Here is a 24587-nt window from a genome sequence, read left to right on the forward strand (position 1 = left end):
CGACTGTAGTGCCTCGGGCCCCCGGTCGCGGCGTTGCCGCGCTGAGGGCTCACCCCCGGACGGGCGCCGCGATACGGCCGGAGTGCGCCCTCAGGGCGCGTCCACGGCTCGCTGCGGGTGGCCGCCTCACCCTCATTCCGCGGAGACGAAGCCGGACTCGTATGCCGCGATGACCGCCTGTGTGCGGTCCCGTGCGCCGAGCTTCGCCAGTACGGCGCTGACGTGCGACTTCACTGTCTCGGTCGAGACGACAAGGCACCCGGCGATCTCCGCGTTCGACAGGCCTCGTGCCATGAGGCGCAGCACCTCCCCTTCGCGCCCGGTCAGGGCGGCCCGCTCCACGGTGTCCCGGGCCGAGGTGTCGCCGTGGCCCCGTCCGTGGGAGACGGCCAACCGCCGCACCGCCGCCGGGAACAGCAGCAAGTCGCCCTCGGCCACCAGCCGTACGGCGTGCGTGATTTCCGCCGGCCGTGCCCGCTTGAGCAGGAAGCCGTCGGCGCCCGCGCGCAGCGCCCCGTACACGTACTCGTCGTTTTCGAAGGTCGTCACCACCACGATCTTCGGCGGGTCCGGCACGGTGCGCAGCACCGTCCGAGTGGCTTCGATGCCGTCCATCAGCGGCATCCGTACATCCATGACGACGACGTCGGGGCGCAGCCGCCGTACCAGGGGAATCACGGCGGCCCCGTCGGCGGCCTCCCCCACCACCTCGATGTCCGGCTGGGACTCCAGCACGGCACGCAGACCGATGCGCACGAGCGGTTCATCGTCGACCAGGAGAACGGTGAGCGGCATCCGGTCAGCCTAGGGTGGGTGGCACAGCTCCGTCCGTCCGACCGCAGGGCGGGTCCCGCGGCGTCCTGCGGGTGCGACTGCACGGCGGAGGGCCGTCCTCGTACCGGACGTGCTCTGAATCAACGCGAAGGAACACGAAGGAACGCGAAGGAACGCGAGCGCATCCGACCCCGCGCCGCGGGGGTCTCCCCTCCCCGAAAGGACCACGGGGAGTGTGCAGCAGGTGTCGCGGGCCGCGAAGGACGTGCGCCCAAGGCCCCGAGTCACCGCAGCGGCAGCTCAACACGGAGCAGCCAGTGGTCGCCGTGGCGTCCCACACAGGCCTCTCCTCCGAGCAGCGCGGCACGCTCACGGATCCCGCGCAGACCGCTACCGCCGCCCGTCGCGGCCTCCGCGGCCCGCGCGGGCAGTGGATTGCGCACCTCAAGCCGCAGCCGCGCAGGCTCGACGGCGATGCGCACGCCGACGGGGACAGAACCGGCGTGCCGCAGTACGTTGGTGAGGGCCTCCTGGAGCATCCTGTAGGCCTCGCGGGAGACCGGCCCCGGCAGGTGCTCCAACGCCCCGGTCACCCGAGCGTCGACCTGCGCGCCCGACGACCGTGCGGAATCCAGCAGACGGGCCGCCTCCTGCAGAGCCGGACGTGTACCGGGCGGCTGCCCTTTCTCCCTCAGCACGAGCAGGACGCGGTCCAGGTCCTCCAGCGCCGTCCGCCCCGTCTCCTCGATGGCTTGCAGTGCCCGGTCGGTGAACGCCTGGTCGCCTGCCGTGCGGGCGGCAGCCGCCTGAACCACGGCGAGGGTCAGCGCGTGCCCCAGAGTGTCGTGCAACTCGCGTGCGATGTTGTTGCGTTCGAGCAACTGCTCGGTGCGCTGCTCCAACTCGGCCAGCCGCTCCCCTGCCGACGGCCCGAGCAGCCGGCCGGCGGCCCGGGCCATCAGCTCACCCGCTCCTGTGGCCACCACGAGCAACACCGCCACGGGCACCGGTACCAGCAGGACACGCGCCCAGCCCGGACCCGGAACCTGCAGATGCGCGCCGGCAAGACCCTCCGCGGTGCCCGACCCGGCGAGCGACAGGGCGAGCGTGAGGCACTGATCAGTCACCAGTGCGACGGCGAGCCCCACTTCCAGACGCAGGACCAGCCAGACACCGGTGCGGACCCAGGTCGGTGCCCGAAGTGGAGGGAGCGGTCGAGACGGCTGACTCGTCGTCGCTCCCCGCGGGCGGCTGGGGCACGGGAAACAGCATCAGCCGCGCCTGCAGCCCCTCCGCCCGGCGGACCGAGGGCACCAGGGCGGCGGCCAGAGCGAGCGGGACGGGGAGGGTGGCGACGAGTAAGCAGTCGCGAAGCGACAGGCCGCCGCTCAGCCCCGGATAGACCATGGCGCAGGCGAACGGCACGATCGCGCCCACAAGCATATGCAGCCAGCGGGTGTAGGTCACCGCGCGTATCAGCGGCAGCAGAAATCCGGGCATGCCCGCATCGTGGCAGACGGGCCGAGGAGGCCGTCTCCCCCGCGCGGGGGAGACGGCCTCCTCGGCCGGGGGATGACCGTCGGCCGCCGGGCGACCACGCTGAGCCCATGACCAGCATCGACGTCAAAGACCTCAGCAAGACTTACGGCGGCAGACGGGACGCCTGAGCGTCCGCGCCCCTCGCACCACACCCGTCGCCGCGCTCGGGGCCGGGGCCGGGTGCACACCGGGACTCCTGCCTCGTCAGGGCTCCCCGCCAGGCCGTGCCGGGCCGCCATGGCACGGCCCGGTGCTCCCGGTGCCCGAAGCCCATGAGGACGGGACGCGGAGACGAGCGCGGACCGGGAGCACGCCGCCGACGACGGCGGCGGCGGCGCCCGGAGCCTTCCCCGTGCGCCGGGGGGCCGATCGCCGGGCCCCGCCTCCGCGGTGCGGCAGCCCGACGGTCCCGCCGCAGGCCGTCCGGCCCTGCGGCGGGACCGCGTGTCCACAGCTTGCCGCGGTGCCGGCTCTCAGCCGCGCCCGCGCCCCGGTCCCCCGCCGGGGCCCATGGGCAGCACACCCTCCTTCGCGGCCTCGAGAGCGGCGTCAGCCTGCTCCTGGGTGAGCTTTCCCTCCGAGACCGCCTTCTCCAGGCGTTCCGAGAGCCGCTTCTCGCGCTCCGCCTCGCGCTCCTGCTGCTTCTCGCCCCGGATCTTCTCCAGCGCCGCCTTCACCTTGTCCTCGGACACACCGAGTTCTTCGGCGAGGCCTGCCGCCAGCTCGTCCTGCCGCTCCTGGAGGCGCTCCTTGCGCGACTCGCGCCGCTCCTCCCGCGGGCCGTCCGCGTCACCGGCCCCGTCAACGGCCCCGTCATCGGCCGTGTCACCGGAGGATGCGGCCGTCTCCTGCGCGGTGGCCGGCGTGCTGTCCTGCGCGAGGGCCACCGCCGGGAACAGCAGTCCGATGCTCGCGATTCCTGCGGCGGCAAGACCCACTCGCGCTTTCTTGGTCACCATGGAACGTTCCTTCGTATCCGGGGCTGTGTCACGGTCGAGCCTCGGACGCCTGCATGTGGCGAAGCTGGGAACAGGATGAGAATCCTCTGGGAACCCTGCCTTGTCCCGCACCGCCGCTCCCCGTCACGCTGGTCGTCCGGGTACGCGTCACGTCGGCGACCGTGTCGGACGGCGGCCGGGAGGCGGGGTGCGCCCCACCGCCGGCCGGGATCCCGGCCGGTCGGGCCTGCTCCGGTGATGGGGCAGACTGGGGCGACCCCCCGGCCGGAGCCGCGGGGCGATCCGACCGTGAGGGGGGAAGGCAGCATGAGCACGCCAGTCTGGGAGGGCAGACTGCGGCGGACTCTCGTATCGGAGACCGACGAGCCGTTGCTCGTCCTGGCGGCGGGAGCGGCCGGCACCGGCAAGAGCCACCTCGTGAGCCGCCTCGCCGCCCTCCCCGAGGCCGCGCATGCCGAAGTGAGGACATGGGTCTGCGGCGAGGGACGCCCCGTGCCCGAACTCGTCGGTGACGGGCCTGCCCTGCTGCTGGTGGACGATCTGCACCGGGCAGACGCCGCCGAACTCGGCGCACTCCGCCGGTTGCTGGAGCAGCCCCGGCCCCCGCTCGCCACCGTGCTGCTCTACCGGCCCGAGGAACTCCCCCGGCCCGGTCTGCCGCTCGGCACCCGGCCGGTGCGCTACCCGCGTGAGCTGCTCGTCCTCGAACACCGGATCCCCTCCTGGACCGCAGAGCAGGTACAGCGGGCCGCGGTGAACGCCCTCGGCGAGCGCTGCGTACCGGAGGCCGTGGGGCGGCTGCACGAGCAGTCCGGCGGGGTCGCGCAGGTGGTGGTCGACCTGCTGGCGGTGCTGCGGGAGGGCGATCTGCCGCGCTACACCGCCGCCGACGTCGACAGCGCAGGTGTGCCCGTTCGCCTGGCCGAACTGGCGCTGGGCCGCGCGAGTTCGCTGCCCGAGCCGGGGCGCACCGTGGTATGGGCCGCGGCGGTGCTCGGCGAGCCGGTGACGCGGGAGGAACTGCTGGCGGTCGCCGCGGGAGCGGTGCCTCGCCGGGCGCCGGGCGGCACCGCCGGGGAGCGGGCCGGGCGGATCCGGGCACTCGACGACGCGCTGGTGGCGGCGCTCGCCGCGGCAGTCCTCACCGAGTGCCCCGGTCGCAGGTACGGGTTGTTCGTGCCGCTCGCGGCCCGCGCCGTGCGGAGGGTGCTGCCCGGTCCCGTACGGCAGGAACTGCACGCGCGAGCCGCCGACGTGCTGGTGCGCAGGCAGCCCGTGCCGTGGACGGCGCTCGCCGGGCACCGCCGGGAGGCCGGCCGGATACGGGCCTGGCTGCGCGCCGTCGAGCGGGCCGCCGCCCTGGCCACCGGCGCCGGAGACCACCAGCAGGCCATCACCCTGCTCGAGCAGGCCCTGGCGTCCCCCGACATACCCCGGGACGCCAGGGCCGAGCTGGCGCCGCTGCTCGCCGACATCGCTGTCAACGGGCTGCGTTCGGATCAGACCGTCGAGGTGCTGTCGCAGATCGTGGAGGACGAGAGCCTTCCCGCCGTGCTGCGCGGCGAGGTCCGCCTCGACCTCGGGCTGCTGCTGTGCAACCAGGTCGGAATGGGCGGCAGCGGCTGGACCGAGCTGGAGCGGGCCGCCGCCGAACTCCGCAGCGAACGGCCGGGACTGTCGGCCCGCGCCATGTCGGCCCTCGCGATGCCGTACTGGCCGGGCTCCTCCATCGACGTGCACCGCGCCTGGCTCGAGAGCGCGGCGGTGGCCGCAGAGGACAGCGGAGACGAAGTGGTCCGCACGGCGGTTCGGGCCAACCGCGCCGGACTGGCCATGAGTTGCGGGGACCCCGAGGGCTGGGAGATGCTCACGTCGCTGCCCACCGACCACCCTGACCCCGGCATCCGGCGGCACGCGGCCCGGGGGCTGTGCAACGCGGCCGATTCGGCGGTGTGGCTCGGCCACCTCGAAGGGGCCGAGGACCTGCTGCGCGAGGGGCTCGAGCTGTCGGCCCGCAGCGGCGCCCCGTACACCGAGCACACCGCCTTGGGCGCGCGACTGCTGCTCGAGTGGTTCACCGGACGCTGGGCCCATCTGGCGGAGCGCTGCGAGGAGTTCGTGGCCGCGACCGCCGACATGCCGGTGATCAGTGCGGATGCCCGCATGGTCCGCGGGATGCTCGCCCTCTCGCAGGGCGACTGGGGCGCGGCGCTGTCCTGGCTGGCGGGCCCGGACGCCTCGTCTGCCGAGCATGCCGCAGCCCCGCTCGCCGCTGCCACGTCCGGAGCCCTGGTCCGGTTGGCGCTGGCCCGCCAGGATCTGCCCGCGGCGGCCGAGGAGTCCAGGAACGCCTGGAACAAGGCCGCGGCGAAGGGCGTGTGGGTGTGGACCGCGGAACTGGTTCCCTGGGCCGTCGAGGCGGTGGCCCGCACCGGCGACACGGCAGGGGCCCAGGCCATGCTCGAGGAGCTGACGTCCGGTCTGGCCGGGGTCGACGCGCCCTCCGCGACGGCCGCGGCGGGCTGGGGCCGGGCCGTGCTCGCCGAAGTGGAAGGCCGCCTGCCGGATGCCGAATCCCTGTACCGGGAGGCCTCGGCCGTGTTCGCGCGCGCGCCGCGCCCCTACGCACAGGCGCTGACCGCCGAAGGGGCGGCGCGCTGCGCGCTCGAGTCCCTCGCGGCAGGCGGCCGGGAAGCGGCCGGGCTGCAGACAGGGGCAGGCGTGGACGCCGCCCGCGCCACCGCCGAACTGGCGGACTGCGCCACCCGGTTCACCGAGCTGGGGGCGGTGTGGGATGCCGCGCGCGCCCGTGCCGAACTCCGCCGCCGCCAGCCGGCCAGGGAAGGCCGTCCGCCGGGGCGCCCCGCGTACGGCGGCCTGCTCTCCCCGCGCGAGGGGGAGGTCGCCGAACTCGCGTCGGCAGGGCTCACCAACAAGGAGATCGCGGCGACGCTGCATCTGTCGCCGCGGACCGTCGAGCAGCATGTCGCCCGGGCCATGCGGAAGCTGGGCACACCCTCACGCCAGGAACTCGCCGAGCGGCGGGAGGCGGCCGGGCCGGAGGCACCGGAGCGGATGGCGACCACTCCGATCGGCGCAGACGGCGCGGAGTGACCGGATCCCGCCCGTATCCGCGCGCATCCACGCGCGTCTGTTCACATCCGTTCGTTCCCGCCACCGCCTCCTTCTGCCCCGCGCCGCCCCGGGGCGCCGGCTGAGCGAGGAGTCAACCCGCACACCAGGTGATCAATCGGACGGGCACGTGCCTGTTCAGGGATTAATCACGTATCCGTAGTACCCGGCTTCCGGATGTTCACGTGTGGACTACCGGCCATACGTTCCCTTCTGCTTACCCAGTCGGCCCGCACATCCGCCGCGAGGCGTTCCCCGATGTGCGCACCGACCGGACAGCACCGCGTGCGGGGGCCTCCCGAGGGGCCTCCGCACGATCCGGCCGCCCCCCACCCCACCCTGACGCGGCCGCAGGGCGGCTTGTCATGAACCGAACCGACACGCGTCAGTTCATGGCGAGCCGGAAACAGACCGGAAAGGCAACACCTTGAACGGTTCAAGAACCTTTCGCATATCCGTGCTCGCGGTGACCGCCACCGCACTGCTCGCCACGGGAGCCGCAACCTCCGCCGCCGCACCGTCCCCGGCATCCGCCGCGTCCCCCACACCCGCCGCCTCCCCGGCGACGCCCCCCTCCGCCGCCGCCGACGCACCCGTCGAAAGGCTGATCGTCGGCTACAAGTCCCGTGCGGAGGAGGCCGCATCGGACTCCGCGGCGGACAAGGACGCCCGGGCCAAGGGGAAGAAGGCCGGGGAGTCGCTCGGCTTCGACCGCCGCCTCGGCACCGGCGCCGCCCTGCTCGACCTCGGCGGCAAGCTGGACAAGGGCGATGCCGCCGACGTCATGGAGGCCTTCCGCGCCGACCCCGACGTCGCTTATGTCGTGCCGGACACCCGCATGTACGCCACGGCCGTCTCCCCGAACGACACGGACTACGGGCGCCAGTGGGACCTCTTCGAGAGCACCGCGGGCATGAACGTTCCCGCGGCCTGGGACAAGGCCACCGGACAGGGCGTCAAAGTCGCCGTGATCGACACCGGTTACGTCGCGCACTCGGACCTCGCCGCCAACATCATCAGCGGGTACGACTTCATCTCCGACCCGTTCATCTCCCAGGACGGCGGCGGCCGCGACAGCAACGCGGCCGACCCGGGCGACTGGACGAGCGCCGGCGAGTGCGGGGTGGACGAGGACGGCCAGCCCGTGCCGAAGGAGACGTCCGACAACTCCTGGCACGGCACGCATGTGGCCGGCACGATCGCCGCCGCCGCGAACAACGGCAAGGGCGTGGCGGGTATCGCCTACGACGCGACCATCCAGCCGGTGCGCGTCCTCGGCAGGTGCGGCGGGATGACCTCCGACATCATCGACGCGATCACCTGGGCGTCCGGGGGCTCCGTGCAGGGCGTGCCGAGCAACGCCAACCCCGCGGACGTCATCAACATGAGCCTCGGCGGTGAGGGCGGCTGCGACGCCGGCACCCAGAGCGCCATCAACTCCGCCGTGGGCCGGGGTACGACGATCGTCGTGGCCGCGGGCAACGACAACGCCAACGCCGCCTACTTCAACCCGGCGAGCTGCAGCAACGTCATCACCGTCGCCGCCAGCGACCGCCAGGGCAACCGCGCCTACTACTCCAACTACGGCAGTGTCGTGGACATCACCGCACCCGGCGGTGAGACCCCGGTGAGCAGCTCCAACGGCATCCTCTCCACGCTCAACAGCGGTACCCGCAGCGTCGGCAGCGAGAGCTACGCCGCCTACCAGGGCACCAGCATGGCCGCGCCGCACATCGCCGGCCTCGCCGCGCTGATGATCGACGCGGACCCCTCCCTGACGCCGGCGCAGATCGAGTCGACGATCAAGAGCAAGGCCCGTTCGCTGCCGGGCTCGTGCTCCGGTGGCTGCGGCTCAGGCCTCGCCGACGCCGGGGCCGCTCTCGGCGCCGGCGGCACCACGTCCACGGGCTCGAACGTCTTCCGCAACACCACCGACGTCAGCATCCCCGACACGGGCTCCTGGGTGACCTCGTCCGTGACGGTGACCGGCCGCAGCGGAAACGCGCCGTCGAGCCTGAAGGTCGACGTGGACATCAAGCACACCTACCGCGGTGACCTGATCATCGAGATCGTCGCTCCGGACGGGTCGTCCGCGCGCCTGAAGGACTCCTCCGACGACAGCACGGCGAACCTGCTGACCACCTACACCGTCGACGCCTCCGATGTCGCAGCCAACGGCACCTGGAAGCTTCGGGTGGCCGATGTCTACTCCGGCGACACCGGGTACATCGACTCCTGGGGCCTGACCTTCTGACGATCGCGCACACCGATCTGCCGGTGCTCGGGGGGGCACCGGCAGATCACGCGTTCCCCGCCCGGCGAAGGGCCGCCCACCGGGTGGGGCCCAGTACGGGAGGGACGCAGTACGGGCGGAACGCAGTACGGGAGGCCGGGGGCGGCCATGCGAAAGCACCGTCGTCACCCGGATGCTGCGCCCGCTCCGTCCGGCCCCCGGCGCACACCCCGGTCGGCCGTCAGCCGGCCGGCCCGCTCTCGACCGCCGCAGCGAGAGCGACCACGGCGCTGCGCGTCCAGGAGTACCGCGCCTTCCCGCGCGCCGCCGGGTCGTCGGAGGCCGGGTAGCCGAAGGCTCCTTCGGCGTCCTGCTGAGCGACCAGGAAGGCCACGGCGTCCCGGGTGATGCGGTGGAGGCCCCAGCCGCCCTTCACCAGGACGCGGACCGTCGCCGCGAGCTGTCCCAGGTGGTAGCTCTCGCGGGCCTCGCACAGGGAGACGGCGTCCTGGAAGGGAAAGGCGTGCCGCCCGCCGGTCTGGGCCCGCCCGGGAACAGCCGGGGCCTGCCGGGGAACAGCCGGGGCCGCGCCCGGGCGGAGGACACCGAGGCCGACCAGCCGGCGCACACCCGCGGCGGCATCGGCGGGAACGTCGTCGAGCGAGGCGACCACCTCCGCCGTGGCCCTGAGATAGGCGTCCAGGGAGGGGCAGCAGATATCCGCCTGGTGGAGCGCCAGGGCGAACTCCCCCGCAACCTCCGCTCCCTGCTCCTGCCAGAAGGACGGGGCGGCATCCGCGAGCTGTGCCGCGTAGTGCGCGAGCCCCGGTCGGGCGAGGCCGCGTTCCCGCAGCGCCGACGCCCCGAGGGCGGCCGCCGTGACCCCGGGAAGGCCGGCACGGTGGTCCTCCGCCAGGCTCGCGTCGCACAGCCATGTCACCGCCCGCTGCAGATGCGGCCCGAGGGGAACGGATTCGGCCGTCGGGGGCGACGGTGGCTCACCACGGCGGGGGCTTCGCTCGAGCAGACCGGCGAGGGCGGCGACGACGGTGGTGTGGTAGCCCTCGGCCCAGTGCCGGAAGTCGGCTTCCATCGCCTCGGCTTCGGGGTGGAGGATGCCTTCCGGGCCGGCCACACGGCCGTTGTCCTCCTGGACCGACTCGAGGAAGGACCAGGCGCGGTCCGTCGCGTGCGAGTCGGCGACACCGAGGCAGTACAGGCAGCACAGCAGCTCCCCCACCAGGTCGGCGTTGGCGCGGGCCTCGGCCAGCACGAGGAGTGCCTCGAGGAGTTCGACTCCCTCTCCGGGGCAAAACCCGCTGGGCCATGCCGGCTCGCGCAGACCGAAGTCGGTGGCGTAGAACAGCGTGTGAGTGACGGCGTAGACGTCGCGATCGGTCAGCTTCAGGACGTTCGGCCGCCGGCACAGCAGGGTGAAGGGCAGGACGGCGTCCATGGAGGACGGATCGTGCTCGATTCCGCACAGGTACAGGGTGTGGAGCAGGTCGAGCTGCCGGTACGGGACACGTTCGAAGGCAGCGGCGTATCCGCCTGCCACGGCCTGCCGGATGACGCGCCCGAACTCCGGGGCGTCGCGGCCGCAGAGCCGAAGCGCCGCGTAGGTCCCCGCGTAGAGCAGCAGTGCGGTCTCGTCCCGGGCGGTCATCTCCCGGTAGGAGGGCTGCCGCGCCGCGTCCTCGACCTGCTCGAGGATGGCGGCGTAGTCACCCGTGAGCGGCGCGTCGTCGAGCCGGGCGCGCAGGCCCGCCAGAAAGGCCGTCTCGATCAGTGCTTTGCGAGCGAAGAGGACTCTGTCCGGCCGAGCGCCGCGCGGGTCCAGCATGGCCCGGCGCGCAGCGAGCCAGGCGACCGCCCGGTCCTCCACCGCGCGCCTTCGAGATGACCTGGCGCCGGGCCGTTCCGTGCTCACCGTGATCCTCCCGGCAGTCATCTTGCCTCACTCGTTCAGCTGTCGGTGGACGCCTCGGCGTCCGCTACTTCGTTGGCGACGACCAGCACATAGCGCTCCCAGGCCAGGACATAGCCCGCGACATCATCCAGCTGGCTGACCTGGCCGACCACACGCTCCAGCGGAACGCTGAGATCGACCAGACCACTGGTCCTGAGGAAATCGAGCGCCTTGCGCGCGTCGACCGATGGTGGACAGGGCATGGCGAACCTCCTTTTCGGAGTCCGGATTCGAGCATTTCCCCCTCACTATCCGCCGATCCGGCAGAGCAGAGGAATGGGTGCGCAATAACTCATACAGTCAGATTTCACTCGACCCGGCTTCCGGCGAACGGGGCGGTCGCGGCGAGGCGCGCCACGAAGACCTCGGGATGAGGGAGACGAGCTACCGGCCCGCCGGGCCCCGCCGGGAACGTGGCCTGGCCGGCTGGCCCGAAGTCGGGGGGCGCAAGCGGCAAGGACCGGGTGCCCGGGCGGACTTCGGCCGGGATCGACCCGCGGTGGCGGGACGGCGGGACGGCGGGACGGCGGGACGGCGGGACATCTGAACAGCTCCGGCAGCTCTGTACGACACCGAACCGCGCGAATGCCGGGGCAGGGCGGCCCGACGGCAGGGATGCGCGCGGCTCCGCGGGGCCATCCTCGGACGGGTGCCGGGCCGGCCGGCCCCCTACCGGCCCGGCACCCTCGACCCCCTGCACGGTGGCTCCCGGCGGGCCGGCATATCCCGAACAGGACCGCCGAGGCGTGACGCGGCCGTCGGACCCACCCGCGGCGCCGCCACGCCACATCCCCACATCCCCACATCCCCACATCCCCACATTCTCGCTGTCAGCCGCTGCCCGGCGGCCGCTCCTGCCGGCCTCGCCGCTCGAAGCGGGCGCGAGCTGCCTCGTGGGCGTCGCGCAGCAGCCGCAGGACCGTGTCCCGCGTGCCGGCTCCGGGGTTGACGACCGAGATCCAGCCCAGTGCGCCGTACACCGGGTGCGGCATCACACGGTCGGTGGCCGCGTAGTCACGAGGCCGGCCGGGGTTGCGCGGCTCCTCTCCGGTGAGTTCCTCGAACACCGCGCGGTCCACCCGCACGTTCACCCGCCATCGGTGCGGCGGGTCGAGGTCGGAGGCCGTGTCGCCGGGCTGGTTCCTGGTGACGGCCGTTGCATACGGCTGCACGTTCCGCGGCAGTTGCCCGTCGGGGGCGTAGTAGCAGAAGGCGTCTCCCCATGCGGGCTCGGGGAGATCGCCGCCCGGCTCGGCGACGATGACGAGGGCGCCGTCGAAACCCCGCACGACGGCGATGATCTGTTCGATACTCATGGTTCAAGCATGTCCCTCAAGTGCTTATGTGGGGTTGACGATGGACAAGCCGCCGATTCGCCCGCGCCGGGGACCGCTCAGGACGGCCGATGCCGCAAGGGAGTCGGGCTATTCGCCGCAGCAGGTCCGCGACCTGGAGCGGCTGGGAGTCATTCCCCCGGCCACCCGGTCGGGCAACGGCTACCGCTGCTACACGCCGACCCATCTGCACGCCCTGCGCGCCTACCGGGGGCTCGCGGCAGCCGTCGGGCCTGTCGCGGCGCGCAGGATGCTCCCGGAACTGCGGACCGCGACGCTCGCGCAGGCGGCGTCTGCGGTCAGCGCGCTGCACGTCCGGCTCGCCCGGGAAAGGGACGAGGCCCTGCACGCTCAGGAGGCTCTGCTCGCGGTGCGGGCCGAGGCGAGCGGATCCGCGTGCGCGCGGCAGAGCGACGCCATGACGATCACCGAACTCGCCGCAGCGCTTGCGGTGCGCCCGTCGACCCTGAGGTTCTGGGAACAGGAGGGGCTGCTCTCGCCTGAGCGTGTGACCTCACTGCGGGCACGACGGTACGAACTCCCGGCCATCAGGACGGCACGGATCATCGCGGCGCTTCGGGGCGCGGGCTACGGCGTCCCCGCGGTGCGCGACATCGTCGGCTCTCTGCACGGGCCCGCCGGTCTGGAGGAGACCCGGCGCCTCCTGGGGCACCGTCTCGACCGGATCGCCGCGCGGAGTGTGGCCCTGCTCCGAGCCGGCTCGGACCTGGCGGCCGTCGTCATGGCCGAGCGGGAGCCGCCGCGGGCATGACCGGTGACCGGTACGGGTGTGCGGTTCGCGGCGCGCCGGAGGCCGCCCGCCACCTCGCGCGTACGCCTACTCACCGTCGCCGTACCGGATACCCGGATCGGCGGCTCCGGCCGCGGCCGCGTGCGCCCCCGGGCGAGGGAGCGCGGCGGCCGGGTGCGCTCCCTCGCCCGCGAAGGCCCGGAGGGGGTGCGATCGCCTCGCGAGGCCGTGAGTCGCCGGGCAGCTGCCCGCCGAGGTGACAGGGTCAGCGGCCACCGGATGCGGCCGGGGCTCCGGTACCGATCCGGAGGGTCGCGGGGGCGGTGGCGCAGCAGCCGCTGCCATCGCCCGCCGAGGCGGCGTCGGGCTCGTCGAAGAGACCGGTTCCACCGCAGACGCCCGTCTCGGGAAGGGTGAGTTCGACGCGTGCGGCGGCCTCGTGGTCGCCGGCCAGCGCGGCGGCGACGGAGCGGACCTGCTCGAATCCTGTCATGGCGAGGAATGTGGGGGCGCGGCCGTAGGACTTCATGCCGACGAGGTAGACGTCCTTCTCCGGGTGCGCGAGCTCCGCCGCGCCGTGGGGGTAGACGGTTCCGCAGGAGTGGACGTTCGGGTCGATCAGGGGTGCCAGCTCGACGGGGGCCTGGAGGCGCTCGTCGAGTCCGAGACGGAGTTCGCCGAGGAAGGACAGGTCGGGGCGGAAGCCGGTGAGGACGATGACCTCGTCGACCGGGTCCAGCCGGCGGCCGTCCTGCGCGACGATCACCAGCCGCCCACCGCCCGTCCCGGTGCCGGTGCCGGTGCCGGTGCCGGTGCCGGTGCCGGTCTCGATCGCGACGGCCCGGAATCCGGTGACGGCGTCGGCACGTCCTTGATCGACGGCGGCCTTCGCCGCAAGGCCGAGGGCTCCCCGGGCGGGGAGCTGGTCGGATGCGCCGCCGCCGAAGGTGGAGCCGGAGAGGCCGCGCCGCAGGAGCCACACGGCCTTGGTGTCCGGTGCATCCTCGGCCAGGCCCGCCAGCAGGGCCAGAGCGGTGAAGGCGGAGGCCCCGGAGCCGATGACGGCGGTGCGCCTGCCTGCGTACCGGGCGCGCTGGGCCTCGTCGCGCAGGTCGGGCACGCGGTAGGAGATGCGGGCGGCGGCCGAGTGCTCGCCGAGGGCAGGAAGGCCGTCGCCGCCGAGGGGGCCTGGTGTGGACCAGGTGCCGGAGGCGTCGATGACCGCGCGGGCGGTGATCCTCTCCTCGGTGCCCCCGGTGCCGAGGACCCGGACGGTGAAAGGCTGCCTCTCGCGGTCGGCGTCCACGACCCGGTCGCGGCCGAGGCGGGAGACGCCCGTGACGCGTGTACCGAAGCGGACCCTGTCGCCGAGGGCGTCCGCCAGGGGCTCGAGGTAGCGCCGCACCCAGTCTCGGCCGGTGGGGTAGGTGCCGCCGTCCGGCCTCACCCAGCCGGCGGTGGCCAGGAGCTTCTCGGCGGCGGGGTCGATCACTTCGCCCCAGGTGGAGAACAGCCGCAGATGGCCCCACTCCCGCACCGCGCTGCCCGCACCGGCGCCGGCCTCCAGGACCAGCGGCTCGAGGCCGCGTGCGATGAGGTGGGAGGCGGCGGCCAGACCGATCGGGCCGGCCCCGATCACCACGACGGGAAGGCCGGCGTTGGGCTCGTTCACGATGACCCCGATTCCATTTCGATAACTGTCGATTCCTTGCCTCGTCAGCATGGCAGCTGATTCGACATGCGTCAACATAGGTAGATATCGAAACAATGAACGCTGCATCGACCACCCAGCCGGCCGACCGCGGACGGGGCACCCGCCGCCCGCCGCGACCCCGGACAACGCCTCCGCAGGTCACGGCGACCGCCCGGCAGGCGGCCGCCGCACACACCACCCGCCCGGCAGCGGCGGTAGCGAACGCACCCGATCGTGTTTCGATATGTGTCAACATAGACTCATGTCGTATACGAAGGCGCCGCCTCCGCCCGAACCCGCCGGACAGGGCGCGGTGCCCTGCTGCCCGCCACTGGCCGAACGCCCGATGACGGCCGAGGAGGCCGAGACGGCCGCGCGCATGTTCAAGGCACTCGGCGACCCGGTCCGGCTGAGGCTGTTCTCCTCGGTCGCCTCGCACGAGGGCGGGGAGGCGTGCGTGTGCGACATCTCCGACGTCGGGGTGTCCCAGCCGACGGTCTCCCACCATCTGAAGAAGCTCAGGGAGGCCGGCCTGCTGACCTCGGAGCGGCGCGGCACCTGGGTCTACTACCGGGTGCAGCCTTCGGTCCTCGCCGCGATGGGCAGACTCCTCGCCCCGGCCTTCGCCCCGGCCCCGAGCCAGGACCAGAGCCCGGCCCCGACGCCGGCAACGTGACCACCTGACCGCGAGAACCGCGAGAACCGCCGCCGGGACGCCAGGCGGGGCGACCGGTCGAGGGATGCGCGGCGGCCCGGGACCTCCCGGCGGCGGGACGGCGGAACCCAGCCCATTCGGCCGTTCCGCGGGACGGCGGGACCCCGGGCGCTCCGGCCGCCGAACCAGGCCCTCGGGACGCCGCCCGAACCTCCCGAGGAGACCGCCCCGACGCCCGGGGCACCCGCACGGGGCCCTCGCTCCGCACGGCCGGGGCGGACGGGTGCGAGCGCGACTCCGCACACTTATCCGGACAACAGGTGCATCGGCGCATACTCGGTAGTGAGCAGTGGGACGACGACTGGAGGGTGAGCCGGATGCCAGGACCCCGTTCTCGTTCGCGGTACGCACCCGACCGGGGACTGACGACCCGCATGGTGACGACGATGTTCCTGATAGGACTGCTGTACGTCGTCTTCGTCGGCGTGCTGCTGGCCATCCTCCGGGACTCCTGGTTCCTGGTCCTGGTGATCGCCGGTGGTCTGTTCATCGTGCAGTTCTGGTTCAGCGACCGGATCGCCGCGTACAGCATGGGCGCCCGCGAAGTCACCCCCGAACAGGCACCCGAGCTGCACGGAGCCGTGGACCGGATCTGCGCCCTCGCCGACATGCCCAAGCCCCGGGTGGCCATCGCCGACAGTGACGTGCCGAACGCGTTCGCCACCGGTCGCAGCGAGAAGACCGCCCTCGTCTGCGCCACCACCGGTCTCCTCCGCCGCCTGGAGCCGGAGGAACTCGAGGGCGTGATAGCACACGAGATGTCGCACGTCGCCCACCGCGATGTCGTGGTGATGACCATCGCCTCCTTCCTCGGCGTACTCGCGGGGCTGATGGTCCGGGTCTGGCTCTACAGCGGGCTCAGCCGCGGCGGCCGCGATGTCAACACGGCCGTGGCCGTGCTGGTGGTACCGCTGGTGAGCGCCGCCGTCTATGTGATCAGCTTCCTGCTGACCCGGCTGCTGTCCCGCTACCGCGAGCTGTCCGCCGACCGCGCCGCCGCGCTGCTGACCGGCCGCCCGTCGGCACTCGCGTCGGCACTGACCAAGGTGACCGGCCAGATGGCCAGGATCCCGACACGGGACCTGCGCAAGGCGGAGCCGTTCAACGCGTTCTGGTTCGCCCCGGCGTTCTCCTCCAAGGAGAGCCTCGGCCGGCTGCTCTCCTCCCACCCGACGCTGGAGCAGCGCCTGGACCAGCTGGGCAAGATCTCGCTGCAGCTCGGCCGCCCGTGACCGGGCCGGCAACCCACCGGCCGTCGTCCGAGTGACAAGGACTCGACCCATGGGACTCCTCGACGTCATCCTCGGCCGCAGCAAACCGGTACGGCCCGACCTCGACCGGCTCTTCGGCTTGCCCGCGGCGGCGATCACCCTCCAGGCGGGAGCCGGGTTCGCCCCCACCGGCTCCGGCTCGGTGTGCTTCGCCGGAGTCGAGGGTGCGGCGTTCACGAGGATCCGGGAGGAGGTGCGCGACCTCCTCGACGCCGACACCGGACGCGGCGGGACGCCCGTGGAGTTCACCCGGGACGCGTACGGATACACCTGGCTCCTGTCCCGCCATCCGGCCGACGACACCGCCTCGCTGGTCAATGACCTGCATGCCGTGAACACCCTCCTCCAGGACGCCGGCTTCGGCCCCCACCTGCTGTGCTCGCTCGTCGGATTCCAGGACACCGCGACGGGGCGGGTGCTCGCCCTGGTGTACCTCTACAAGCGGGGTACCTTCTATCCCTTCGCGCCCCTCCCGGGAGAGGCCGAGAAGCGCGACAACGCACTGGAACTCCAGGTCAGGAGCCTGCTCGCGGACGATGTGCCGATCGAGGAGGAACTGGGCCGGTGGTTCCCCCTCTGGGGCGCCCCGGGCATCGCCGACGCTCCGGGGGAGGGCGGCGGGCAGCGGTGACCCGGGTCGGCCTGTGCCGCCCGGGGCGGCACAGGCCGACCCGGACAGCTCGGACGGCCCGGACGGGCACCGGCAGAAGCAGACCGGCGCAAGCCGGCCCAGACCGATACAGACCGACGCAGACCGATGCAGACCGACACAGAGGCCGACCCCTGCAGACCGCGACGGGCCGCCTCACGGCGCGTCAAGGCGCGTCAGGGCGACACTGCACCCGAGCACCGCACGGCCGAACCCCGCGCAGGCCCGGCGGGATTGCCGGGGTCGGGGAGACCCGGGACACCCAGGGAATTGCCTCCGAGGCAAGAAACTTGCCCGAGAGGAAATCATATGGCTCAATGGCGGCATGCCCGAGGACACCACCGCGCAGGGCACCGGGGGGACGAGTGCCGCCCTCTACGGTGTCGCGTCACAGCTGAGGGACCTGCGCAAGCGCGGCGGTCTCACCGTCGAGGCGGCCGCGGAGCGGCTGGGGTTGTCAGCGGCACACCTGTCCCGGCTGGAGACCGGGCAGCGGCAGCCCTCACTGCCGGTCCTGCTGACCCTGGCCCGTGCCTACGGCACCACGGTCTCCGACCTGCTCGGGGAGACGTCCCCCGAACGGAACCCGGTGATCAGGGGCGCGGGGGTGGCGTCGGTGGGGGCGGACGGGTGGACGTACCGGCAGGCGGGCGGATCCCGGCGGGCGATGCAGGCGCTGCGCGTGCACGTCCCCCCGGGGGTCCGGCACGAGTCGGTCCGCGTCCACACCGGCGAGGAGTGGCTCCATGTGCTCAAGGGCCGGCTCAGACTCTCGCTCGGGGGTGAGGAGTACGTCCTCGAACAGGGCGATTCCGCGCACTACGACAGTCTCACCCCTCACCGCATCACCGCCGTGCCGCCGGCGGGCGCGGACCTTCTCTTCGTCCACACCCTCCTGCAGAGCCATGCGAGTGAGCTGTGCATGGGGGGCGGGGGCGCTCCGACCCTGCTCGGCGCCGACCGGCGCACGAGCCCTTCCGAAGGTGACGATCATGCTGAGTGAGAAGACCGGTGTCGAGCGCGGAGACGGACGGTTCCCCAAGGGGTTCGTCCTGCGCCTGTTCGCCTACATCGTGGCCGGGCACCTCGTGGCGGGCTTCCTCTACCTCCTGTTCTCCGTCGGCGCACAGTAGGCGCACAGTAACGGAAGGAGACGAGGCGGGGGCCGCGAACCGGCACGCAAGGCCCCCGGGGGCACCGCGGCACCCCCGCGTCCGTCCGGTGCGCACCCGGCTGATCCGGCGGTGGTCCATCCGGCCCCGGGCGGCTCTCACCGCCGTGCCCGCCCCGTCCCGGCGACGCACCGGACGGGCGACGCCTCGCCGGGTGCGGCCTCCGGGCAGCGCGGCGGCGCTGTGCCGGCCGCGCACGGCGGGGACACCGGGGTTGCCCCGCGCGGTCAGCGGGCGCGGACCGCGGTCACCGTGAAGCGCTCGACGGAGGCGACGTGTCCTCCGGTGGACGCGACCACGGTGAGCACGGGGTCCCGCGCCCCGGAGAAGGGGACCGTCACCGACCAGGGCCGGCTCTCGCCACCCGCGGGGGTACAGCATGCGGATGTGCCCAGCGGCGTGTCGGAAGAAGGCTGGCGCACCTGTACGTGGATGCTCTCGTCGACTCCGGTGATCCGGCCGCCGGTCTTCAGCGGGGAACGCACCAGCGCGCCGTAAGCCGGTGTGGTGAGGGAGAACGTCGTGTCGTCGGTGCCGACGACCTCCCAGGGGGCGTCCGGGCCGGTGCCGAACCGCACCAGGTGGACGACGGCGGCGGTGCCGCCCTCGGACCCCGTGGGCGCCACGCCGACACGGGCGTGCCGGCCGCCGACCCTGGTCGAGGAGACCCTGTCGATGTCCTCGAAGCCGAGGTAGTCACGGGTGAACGCCAGCGCCGTCTGGCCGGGGTCGAGGTGCCACGGCCGGTGGCCGCCGGACCGGTAGGAACGCTGCCATGCCTCGGCCTGGGCGAGCGTGCTGAACGGCCAGAGCGGCTGGAGGCTCCACGAGCCGAGCGGTGGGGTGCCCTCGGAGGCCGTACCGGGCTCGGCCGTGGCCCCCGGGGATGTCCGTGCGCCGACCACCGGCGAGGGCTCGGGCGTCGCGGTTGACGGTGCGGCCGTCACCGATGCGGCCGTCACCGGTGCGGCCGTCACCGGTGCGGCCGGAGTCGATCCCGGCGCACCCGGGGGTTCGGGTTCACCGGAACCCCCGCACGCGGTGAGGGCCAGCACGGCCGCGGTCGCCGCGGCGAAGTGCCTCGGCGGGAGCCAGATGTTCATACGTGCGCCCCCAGGGGAGGTGGAGCCGGCCATGGGCGGTGGGTACGGCCATCGTGCCACCGGTTCCGTCCGCGTCACAGGGCGCCCGCGGACGACGGACACCCCCTGTGGGTGGTCGCGCGCGGGCAGTTCCCCGGGCCGCGCTCCGGGGCGTGCGTGGGAAGGGTGGCGTGCTCCGGCGCGCGACCGGGAAGACGGGGTTCATGACCGTCTACGTCGTCACCGTGCCCGGCACGTTCCTCAGGGAGTTCCCCGCATCGGCGCGCAAGGAGCTCGTCCGGGTCCTGAGGCCCGCCGACCCGCGCACCACCGAAGGGGGCGCCTCCGCGGATCTCGACATCCTGACCTGCTATCCGGACTCCCCCGCGTTCAGCCTCCGTCTGGAGGTCGAGGCCCCTGACAGGGCTTCCGCCGAGGCCAGGGCGCGCGAGCTGGTCGCCGCGGCGCTCAGGTCGGCGGGGCTCTCCGAGGAGGAGGCCCCCCTCGGGCAACCGGTGATCACCGGTATCGACGCGAAGTAGGCCGCGGCCCGGACGGCCGGGCGGCGGCCTGCCGCCCTCCGTGCCCCGCCGGGTCCCGGAAGGGGAGCACGGTCCTCGCGAGGCACGCGGGTCAGCACGGCACCAGGGTCGTTTCGGTGGCCTTGACGCTGGTCCACACCGGCGTGCCCTCGACAAGGGCGAGTTCCGCTGCGGCCTGCGGGGTGATCTCGGCCACCAGGTCGGGTGCGGCATCCGAGGTGATCAGGACCCGGAGCCGGCTGCCGCCGGCGGTGATCTCGCGGACGGTGCCGGGCCACACGTTGCGGGGACTTCCGGATGGGCGCTTCGTGTGTACGGAGACGGCTTCCGGGGCGATGATCGCGAGGGCGTCGGTGCCGGGCGGGAGGGGTTCGGAGACGACCAGGGTCCCGCCGTCGGGGAGCCGGAGCCCGTGCCGAGTGGTGGTGCCCGGCCAGGCGTTGCGGCCGAGCATGCGGGCGACCCATGGGGAGCGGGGGTGGCGGGTGACCTCGGCGGGCGGCGCGTCCTGCAGAGCGCGGCCGTCGTCGAGCACGAGGACGCGGTCGGCGAGTGCGACCGCCTCGACGGGATCGTGGGTGACGATGAGGCAGACACCGCCGAATCCGTCGAGGTGCCGGCGGAGGGTGTGCCGGACGCGGGCGCGGGTGGTCTGGTCGAGGGCCGCGAGGGGTTCGTCGAGCAGCAGGGCGCGGGGGCGTGCGGCGAGGGCCCGGGCGAGGGCGACCCGCTGGGCCTGGCCGCCGGAGAGTTGCGCGGGTCTGCGGTGTGCGAGGTGCCCGACGCCGAGCCGGTCCAGCCAGTGCTGGGCTTCGCGGCGGGCCTCGGTCCTGGGGGTGCCGCGGGCGCGGAGCCCGTAGGCGGTGTTGGCGAGGGCGGTGAGGTGCGGGAAGAGGGCGCCGTCCTGGGGGACCCAGGCGACTCCCCGGTGGTGGGGCGGGAGTTCGGTGACGTCCGCGCCGCCCAGTGTGAGCCGGGCGTGGGCACGGTCGGTGAGGCCGAGGAGCGCGCGCAGGAGGGTGGTCTTGCCGGCGCCGTTGGGGCCGACGACGGCGATGGTGGTGCCGGCCTCCGCCTCGAGTGTCAGCTGGTTGAAGCCCGTGAGCCGGGCGCGCAGCGGCCAGCGGCCGCCGGGGCCGGCCTGGGGGGTGTTTGTGGCCTGGGGGGTGTCGGTGGGGTCGGCTTCGGCCGCCGCGGGGGACTGCACGGCCCGGCCGCGGACGGCGGGCCTGCCGCTCCAGCGGCCCCTGAGCGCCATGAGCACCAGCATCGCGATGGCGAGCAGGAGCAGGGAGACGGAGGTGGCGGCACCGGGCTCCTCCTGCAGCAGCAGGTACACCTGGAGGGGCAGGGTCTGCGTGGTGCCGGGAAGGTTCCCGGCGAACGTGATGGTGGCGCCGAACTCGCCGAGGGCCCGGGCCCATGCCAGGGCGGCTCCTGCGGCGAGCCCGGGTGCGACCATGGGCATCGTCACGGTGAGGAACACCCGCAGGGGTGAGGCACCGAGAGACGCCGCGGTCTCCTCGTAGCGCGGCCGCAGGCCGCCGAGGGCCCCCTCCAGACCGATCACCAGGAACGGCATCGCGACGAAGGCGGCGGCGAGGACGGCTCCCGAGGTGTGGAACGGCAGGGTGACGCCGAACCGGTCCTCCAGGAAGGGCCCGAGCAGGCCGCGCCGGCCGAAGGCGAGCAGCAGCGCGACGCCGCCGACGGTCGGCGGCAGCACCAGGGGCAGCAGCACCAGGGAGCGCACGAACGCCTTGCCGCGGAACGGCACGCGGGCCAGGACCCACGCCAGCGGGACTCCCAGCAGCAGGGAGAGGCCGAGCGCCCAGAACGAGACCAGGAGGGAGAGGCGCAGGGCCTCCACCGTGGCCGGCGCGGTCAGATGCGCCGTGAGTTCGCCCCACGGGGTGCGGGCGAGGATGCCGGCCAGAGGCAGCAGCAGGAACACGACGGCGGCCAGCGCGGGGATCGCCAGGGTGAGCGGTGCGCGGGGGCGGTGGCCTGTGCGGCGGCGCGGTGGCGGCATGGGGAGGTCCTGGGACGGGGATGCGGGGCTGGGGACGGGAGCTGCCGCGGCACGTGACCGGGCGGGCCTCATCACGGCGGCTCCGCGGGTCGGGGTCAGGGCTGGTGGAAGCCGGCGTCTTGGAGGATGCGCTGCGCCTCGGGCGAGGAGAGCCATGACACGAACGCCGCGGCCGCCTCGGCGTGCTCCGAGGATTTCAGGGTGGCGGCCGGGTATGCGGCGACGGCGTTCTGCGCGTCGGGGATCTCGACGGCGTCGACCTCGTCCGGCGCGGTGGCCACGTCGGTTGCGTAGACGATCCCGGCATCGGCCTCGCCGAGTTCTACCTTGCTCAGTACGGCGCGCACGCTGGGCTCCGCGGAGACCGGCCGCACGGTGATCCGCTGGGCGTCCAGGATCTTCCTGCTGTAGCGCCCCACCGGGACCTCGGGTGCCGCGAGCACGACCTTCAGCCTGGGATCGGCCAGGTCCCGGAGGCCGGCGATCCGCTCGGGATTGCCCTCGGCGGTGGCGATCACGAGCCGGTTCCTCGCGATGATCCCTGGGGTCCCGGTGTCGGCGCCGAGGCCGTCCATCGTGCGGGTGTCGGCGGTGACCAGCACGTCGGCGGGCGCACCCTGCCGGACCTGTGCGGCGAGTTCCTGCGACCCCGCGAAGGAGAAGGTGACCGCGGTGCCGGGGTGGGACTTCTCGTAGGCCGGTCCCGCGGTCCGGAACGCGTCGGTGAGGGAGGCGGCGGCCAGCACGGTGAGGTGCGCCGCCGGCCGGCCGGACCCGGCCGGTGCGGCCGTGGCGCCGCCGGCGGCGCCGGGACGGCCGCCGCACGCGGCGAGGGGCACGGCGAGGGCCACCGCCAGGACTGCGGCGGCGGTGCGGCGCAGGGAGAGGCCGGCGGGCGTCATGGTGGGGGTGGCTCCTGGTGGACGGGGCGGGCTGGGCGGCCTTTCGTACGGGGCCGTCCCCGCGGCAGTGCGGGGCATCGGCGGGTGTCCGTGCGGGTGGTGGTGAACCGTGGCGGGACGGCGACGCCGCCGTGGCGGCGGGGCCGGGGCGGTGATGCGGTCCGGCGGTCGAGCGCCACCCCCTGCGTCGAAGCCGGATCGGGCTTCTCGCCCGTGGACGCGATCCAACCGGGCCTCAGGTGCGGTCGATGTGCACGCTGGTCGACTTCACCCGGGCGGTGGCGCGCATACCGACCTCGAGTCCCAGTTCCTCGACGGCCTCTCTGGTCAGCAGCGACACCAGCCGGTGCGGCCCTGCCTGGACCTCGACCTGGGCAGCGACATCGCCGAGTTTCACCGCGGTGACGATGCCGGGGAACGCGTTGCGCACGGAGGTGCGGGGGGTTTCGTCGTCTCCGCCTCCGGACTGTGCGAAGCCGACGGAGAAGGCGGCCAGGTCGCGGCCGTCGACAAGGCGCCGCCCGCTCTCGTCGCGGTGGGTCGCGATCCGGCCGGCGTCCGCCCAGCGGCGCGCGGTGTCGGGGCTGACGCCGAGCAGTCGCGCCGCCTGCCCGATGCTGTAGGACTGCATGTGCGGCACTGTAGGGCTGCATCCCTCGTGACTGCAAACCTTCTGCGCACCCTGCTTGGCATTTGCGGTTCCGATCGGAGGAGGTAGGGACGATGCCGCGGGCAGGCCGGGGGCTGCGCGGGATCACCGCGCGACTCGCCCGCGCGTCCCGACGCGGCCCCCCACGCTTCGGCAGCGGCCCGCCTCCACCGGTGATCCGGCGCGCCCGTCCGCCTAGCTCCTGGCGCACGCTGGGAGGTGACGGCCGTCGCGCGTGCGGCCACCCGCCGGTACCGGCCCGGGGCTCCCGGCCTATTCCCCTTGCCCTCGCGGGGCTTCGGGCGGGGCCTGCACCGCGAGAAGGTGCGGGCGCTTCGGCGTACACCCGTCACCCGACGATCGGCCGCGCAGCCTTCTGCCCACCCAGGGGCCGAGATACGCGGCGGCCCAGCGGAGTTCCGCGACCGCGGCCCGCCGGCCCGTGCGGAGAGGGGCGGCGGGAGGGAGCAGCGGATGGCTCCAGGTGTCGTCGCTGCCCGGCAGCGCGAGGGCGTGCGCCATGGCGGCGGCGATCCGCTGATGGCCCAGCGGGGAGGCATGGAGCCGGTCCGGGCTCCACATCCGCGGGTCGGTGACGACGGGATGGTGGCCGGTCTCGGCGAGGATCACGCCATGGCTCCGGGCCGCATGGCGGATGCGGTCGTTCAGGGCGGTGACGCGTGAGCCCAGCGGCCGGGCGATCGGGATGACGCGCGTGATGTCGGGGAAGGTCAGGGTCGCGACGCGGGCACCCTGCGCGGTGAGCGCGGCGAACATCGCCTCAAGATGGCCGGCGACCTGATCGGCGTCGAACCGGGGACGCAGCAGGTCGTTGACTCCGGCGACCACGGTGACGAGGTCGGGGCGGAGGGCGAGGGCCGGGCCGAGCTGCTCGGCGCGGACCTGGGAGGCGAGACGCCCCCGCACGGCCAGGTTCGCGTACCGCAGCTCGGGGTCGTGGCGTGCGAGGTGCTCGGCGAGGCGGTCGGCCCAGCCCCGGTGTCCGGCGATGTCGTCACCGTCGCCGAGTCCCTCCGTCTGGCTGTCGCCGAGCGCGACGTAGCGGAGCCCGTGCGCTTCAGCGGCGGTCATGGACGCCCCGCCCCCCGCGGTGACCGGCGATCGCGTGCCCGCCGCCGTCCGGGCGCGACCGCCGCCGTGCCCGCGACCGCCGCCGCGCTCCCGGGCG

At 73.7% G+C, this 24587-nt stretch carries 20 protein-coding genes and 1 pseudogene; 9 read left to right on the forward strand and 12 right to left on the reverse strand.

What is annotated here, in order from left to right; translation table 11 throughout:
- Nucleotides 1-132: 132 nt before the first annotated feature.
- The 3 genes and pseudogenes from SCWH03_RS03205 to SCWH03_RS03215 form a co-directional block, all read right to left on the reverse strand.
- Nucleotides 133-795, reverse strand: a complete 663-nt coding sequence (locus tag SCWH03_RS03205; protein ID WP_173261504.1) for a response regulator transcription factor — start codon at nt 793-795, stop codon at nt 133-135.
- Nucleotides 796-1058: 263 nt separating this feature from the next.
- Nucleotides 1059-2274, reverse strand: a pseudogene (locus SCWH03_RS03210) (sensor histidine kinase).
- 512 nt (nt 2275-2786) lie between these two features.
- The gene (locus SCWH03_RS03215; RefSeq protein ID WP_254076530.1) at nt 2787-3272 is read right to left on the reverse strand and encodes a hypothetical protein; all 486 of its coding nucleotides are present in this window, start codon (nt 3270-3272) and stop codon (nt 2787-2789) included.
- 306 nt (nt 3273-3578) lie between these two features.
- Between SCWH03_RS03215 and SCWH03_RS03220 the strand changes: the two genes are divergently transcribed.
- The gene (locus SCWH03_RS03220; protein ID WP_173261506.1) at nt 3579-6386 is read left to right on the forward strand and encodes a LuxR C-terminal-related transcriptional regulator; all 2808 of its coding nucleotides are present in this window, start codon (nt 3579-3581) and stop codon (nt 6384-6386) included.
- 484 nt (nt 6387-6870) lie between these two features.
- Entirely contained in the window at nt 6871-8658 is a 1788-nt protein-coding gene (locus tag SCWH03_RS03225) for a S8 family serine peptidase (protein ID WP_503827448.1), read from the forward strand.
- A 220-nt stretch (nt 8659-8878) separates the two neighbouring features.
- Here SCWH03_RS03225 and SCWH03_RS03230 read toward each other — a convergent pair whose 3' ends face one another.
- From SCWH03_RS03230 to SCWH03_RS03240, 3 genes are all read right to left on the reverse strand, one after another.
- Nucleotides 8879-10567 (reverse strand): DUF6895 family protein, encoded by a 1689-nt coding sequence (locus tag SCWH03_RS03230; RefSeq protein ID WP_254076531.1) that lies wholly within the window; start codon nt 10565-10567, stop codon nt 8879-8881.
- Nucleotides 10568-10602: 35 nt separating this feature from the next.
- Nucleotides 10603-10809, reverse strand: coding sequence for a hypothetical protein (locus tag SCWH03_RS03235; RefSeq protein ID WP_173261508.1), 207 nt, complete (start codon nt 10807-10809; stop codon nt 10603-10605).
- A gap of 627 nt (nt 10810-11436) precedes the next feature.
- The gene (locus SCWH03_RS03240) at nt 11437-11922 is read right to left on the reverse strand and encodes a DUF6194 family protein (RefSeq protein ID WP_173261510.1); all 486 of its coding nucleotides are present in this window, start codon (nt 11920-11922) and stop codon (nt 11437-11439) included.
- A 40-nt stretch (nt 11923-11962) separates the two neighbouring features.
- Between SCWH03_RS03240 and SCWH03_RS03245 the strand changes: the two genes are divergently transcribed.
- Nucleotides 11963-12712: a MerR family transcriptional regulator gene (locus SCWH03_RS03245; protein ID WP_173261513.1), complete on the forward strand. Its 750-nt coding sequence runs from the start codon at nt 11963-11965 to the stop codon at nt 12710-12712.
- Nucleotides 12713-12956: 244 nt separating this feature from the next.
- Here SCWH03_RS03245 and SCWH03_RS03250 read toward each other — a convergent pair whose 3' ends face one another.
- Entirely contained in the window at nt 12957-14363 is a 1407-nt protein-coding gene (locus tag SCWH03_RS03250; protein ID WP_254076532.1) for an NAD(P)-binding domain-containing protein, read from the reverse strand.
- 283 nt (nt 14364-14646) lie between these two features.
- Here SCWH03_RS03250 and SCWH03_RS03255 point away from each other — a divergent pair, with 283 nt between their 5' ends.
- The 5 genes from SCWH03_RS03255 to SCWH03_RS03275 all read left to right on the forward strand — a co-directional run bounded on the left by SCWH03_RS03255 (nt 14647) and on the right by SCWH03_RS03275 (nt 18152).
- On the forward strand, nt 14647-15060 hold the full coding sequence (locus SCWH03_RS03255; protein ID WP_173261517.1) for an ArsR/SmtB family transcription factor: 414 nt from the start codon (nt 14647-14649) through the stop codon (nt 15058-15060).
- A 356-nt stretch (nt 15061-15416) separates the two neighbouring features.
- The gene (gene htpX, locus SCWH03_RS03260; RefSeq protein ID WP_173261519.1) at nt 15417-16331 is read left to right on the forward strand and encodes a zinc metalloprotease HtpX; all 915 of its coding nucleotides are present in this window, start codon (nt 15417-15419) and stop codon (nt 16329-16331) included.
- Between the two features lie 49 nt (nt 16332-16380).
- On the forward strand, nt 16381-17001 hold the full coding sequence (gene pspAB, locus SCWH03_RS03265) for a PspA-associated protein PspAB (RefSeq protein WP_173261521.1): 621 nt from the start codon (nt 16381-16383) through the stop codon (nt 16999-17001).
- A gap of 343 nt (nt 17002-17344) precedes the next feature.
- On the forward strand, nt 17345-18022 hold the full coding sequence (locus tag SCWH03_RS03270) for a helix-turn-helix domain-containing protein (RefSeq protein ID WP_173261524.1): 678 nt from the start codon (nt 17345-17347) through the stop codon (nt 18020-18022).
- Nucleotides 18012-18152 (forward strand): DUF6126 family protein, encoded by a 141-nt coding sequence (locus tag SCWH03_RS03275; RefSeq protein ID WP_173261526.1) that lies wholly within the window; start codon nt 18012-18014, stop codon nt 18150-18152. Before SCWH03_RS03270 ends, SCWH03_RS03275 begins: the two co-directional genes overlap by 11 nt.
- A gap of 266 nt (nt 18153-18418) precedes the next feature.
- Here SCWH03_RS03275 and SCWH03_RS03280 read toward each other — a convergent pair whose 3' ends face one another.
- The gene (locus SCWH03_RS03280) at nt 18419-19294 is read right to left on the reverse strand and encodes a hypothetical protein (protein WP_173261528.1); all 876 of its coding nucleotides are present in this window, start codon (nt 19292-19294) and stop codon (nt 18419-18421) included.
- Nucleotides 19295-19497: 203 nt separating this feature from the next.
- On the opposite strand from SCWH03_RS03280, the gene SCWH03_RS03285 reads away from it, so the two are divergent.
- Nucleotides 19498-19815, forward strand: coding sequence for a hypothetical protein (locus SCWH03_RS03285; protein ID WP_173261530.1), 318 nt, complete (start codon nt 19498-19500; stop codon nt 19813-19815).
- A 91-nt stretch (nt 19816-19906) separates the two neighbouring features.
- On the opposite strand, the gene SCWH03_RS03290 is transcribed toward SCWH03_RS03285, so the two are convergent.
- From SCWH03_RS03290 to SCWH03_RS03305, 4 genes are all read right to left on the reverse strand, one after another.
- Nucleotides 19907-21847: an ABC transporter permease gene (locus tag SCWH03_RS03290; RefSeq protein WP_173261532.1), complete on the reverse strand. Its 1941-nt coding sequence runs from the start codon at nt 21845-21847 to the stop codon at nt 19907-19909.
- Between the two features lie 95 nt (nt 21848-21942).
- Nucleotides 21943-22749 (reverse strand): molybdate ABC transporter substrate-binding protein, encoded by an 807-nt coding sequence (gene modA / locus SCWH03_RS03295; RefSeq protein WP_173261534.1) that lies wholly within the window; start codon nt 22747-22749, stop codon nt 21943-21945.
- Nucleotides 22750-22984: 235 nt separating this feature from the next.
- Nucleotides 22985-23380 carry a TOBE domain-containing protein gene (locus SCWH03_RS03300; protein WP_173261535.1) on the reverse strand — a complete coding sequence of 132 codons (396 nt, stop codon included), beginning with the start codon at nt 23378-23380 and terminating at the stop codon, nt 22985-22987.
- A 291-nt stretch (nt 23381-23671) separates the two neighbouring features.
- Nucleotides 23672-24490, reverse strand: coding sequence for an SGNH/GDSL hydrolase family protein (locus SCWH03_RS03305; RefSeq protein WP_173261537.1), 819 nt, complete (start codon nt 24488-24490; stop codon nt 23672-23674).
- Between the last annotated feature and the right edge of the window lie 97 nt (nt 24491-24587).

The sequence above is a fragment of the Streptomyces pacificus genome (assembly GCF_011766325.1).
Taxonomy (GTDB): Bacteria; Actinomycetota; Actinomycetes; order Streptomycetales; family Streptomycetaceae; genus Streptomyces; species Streptomyces pacificus.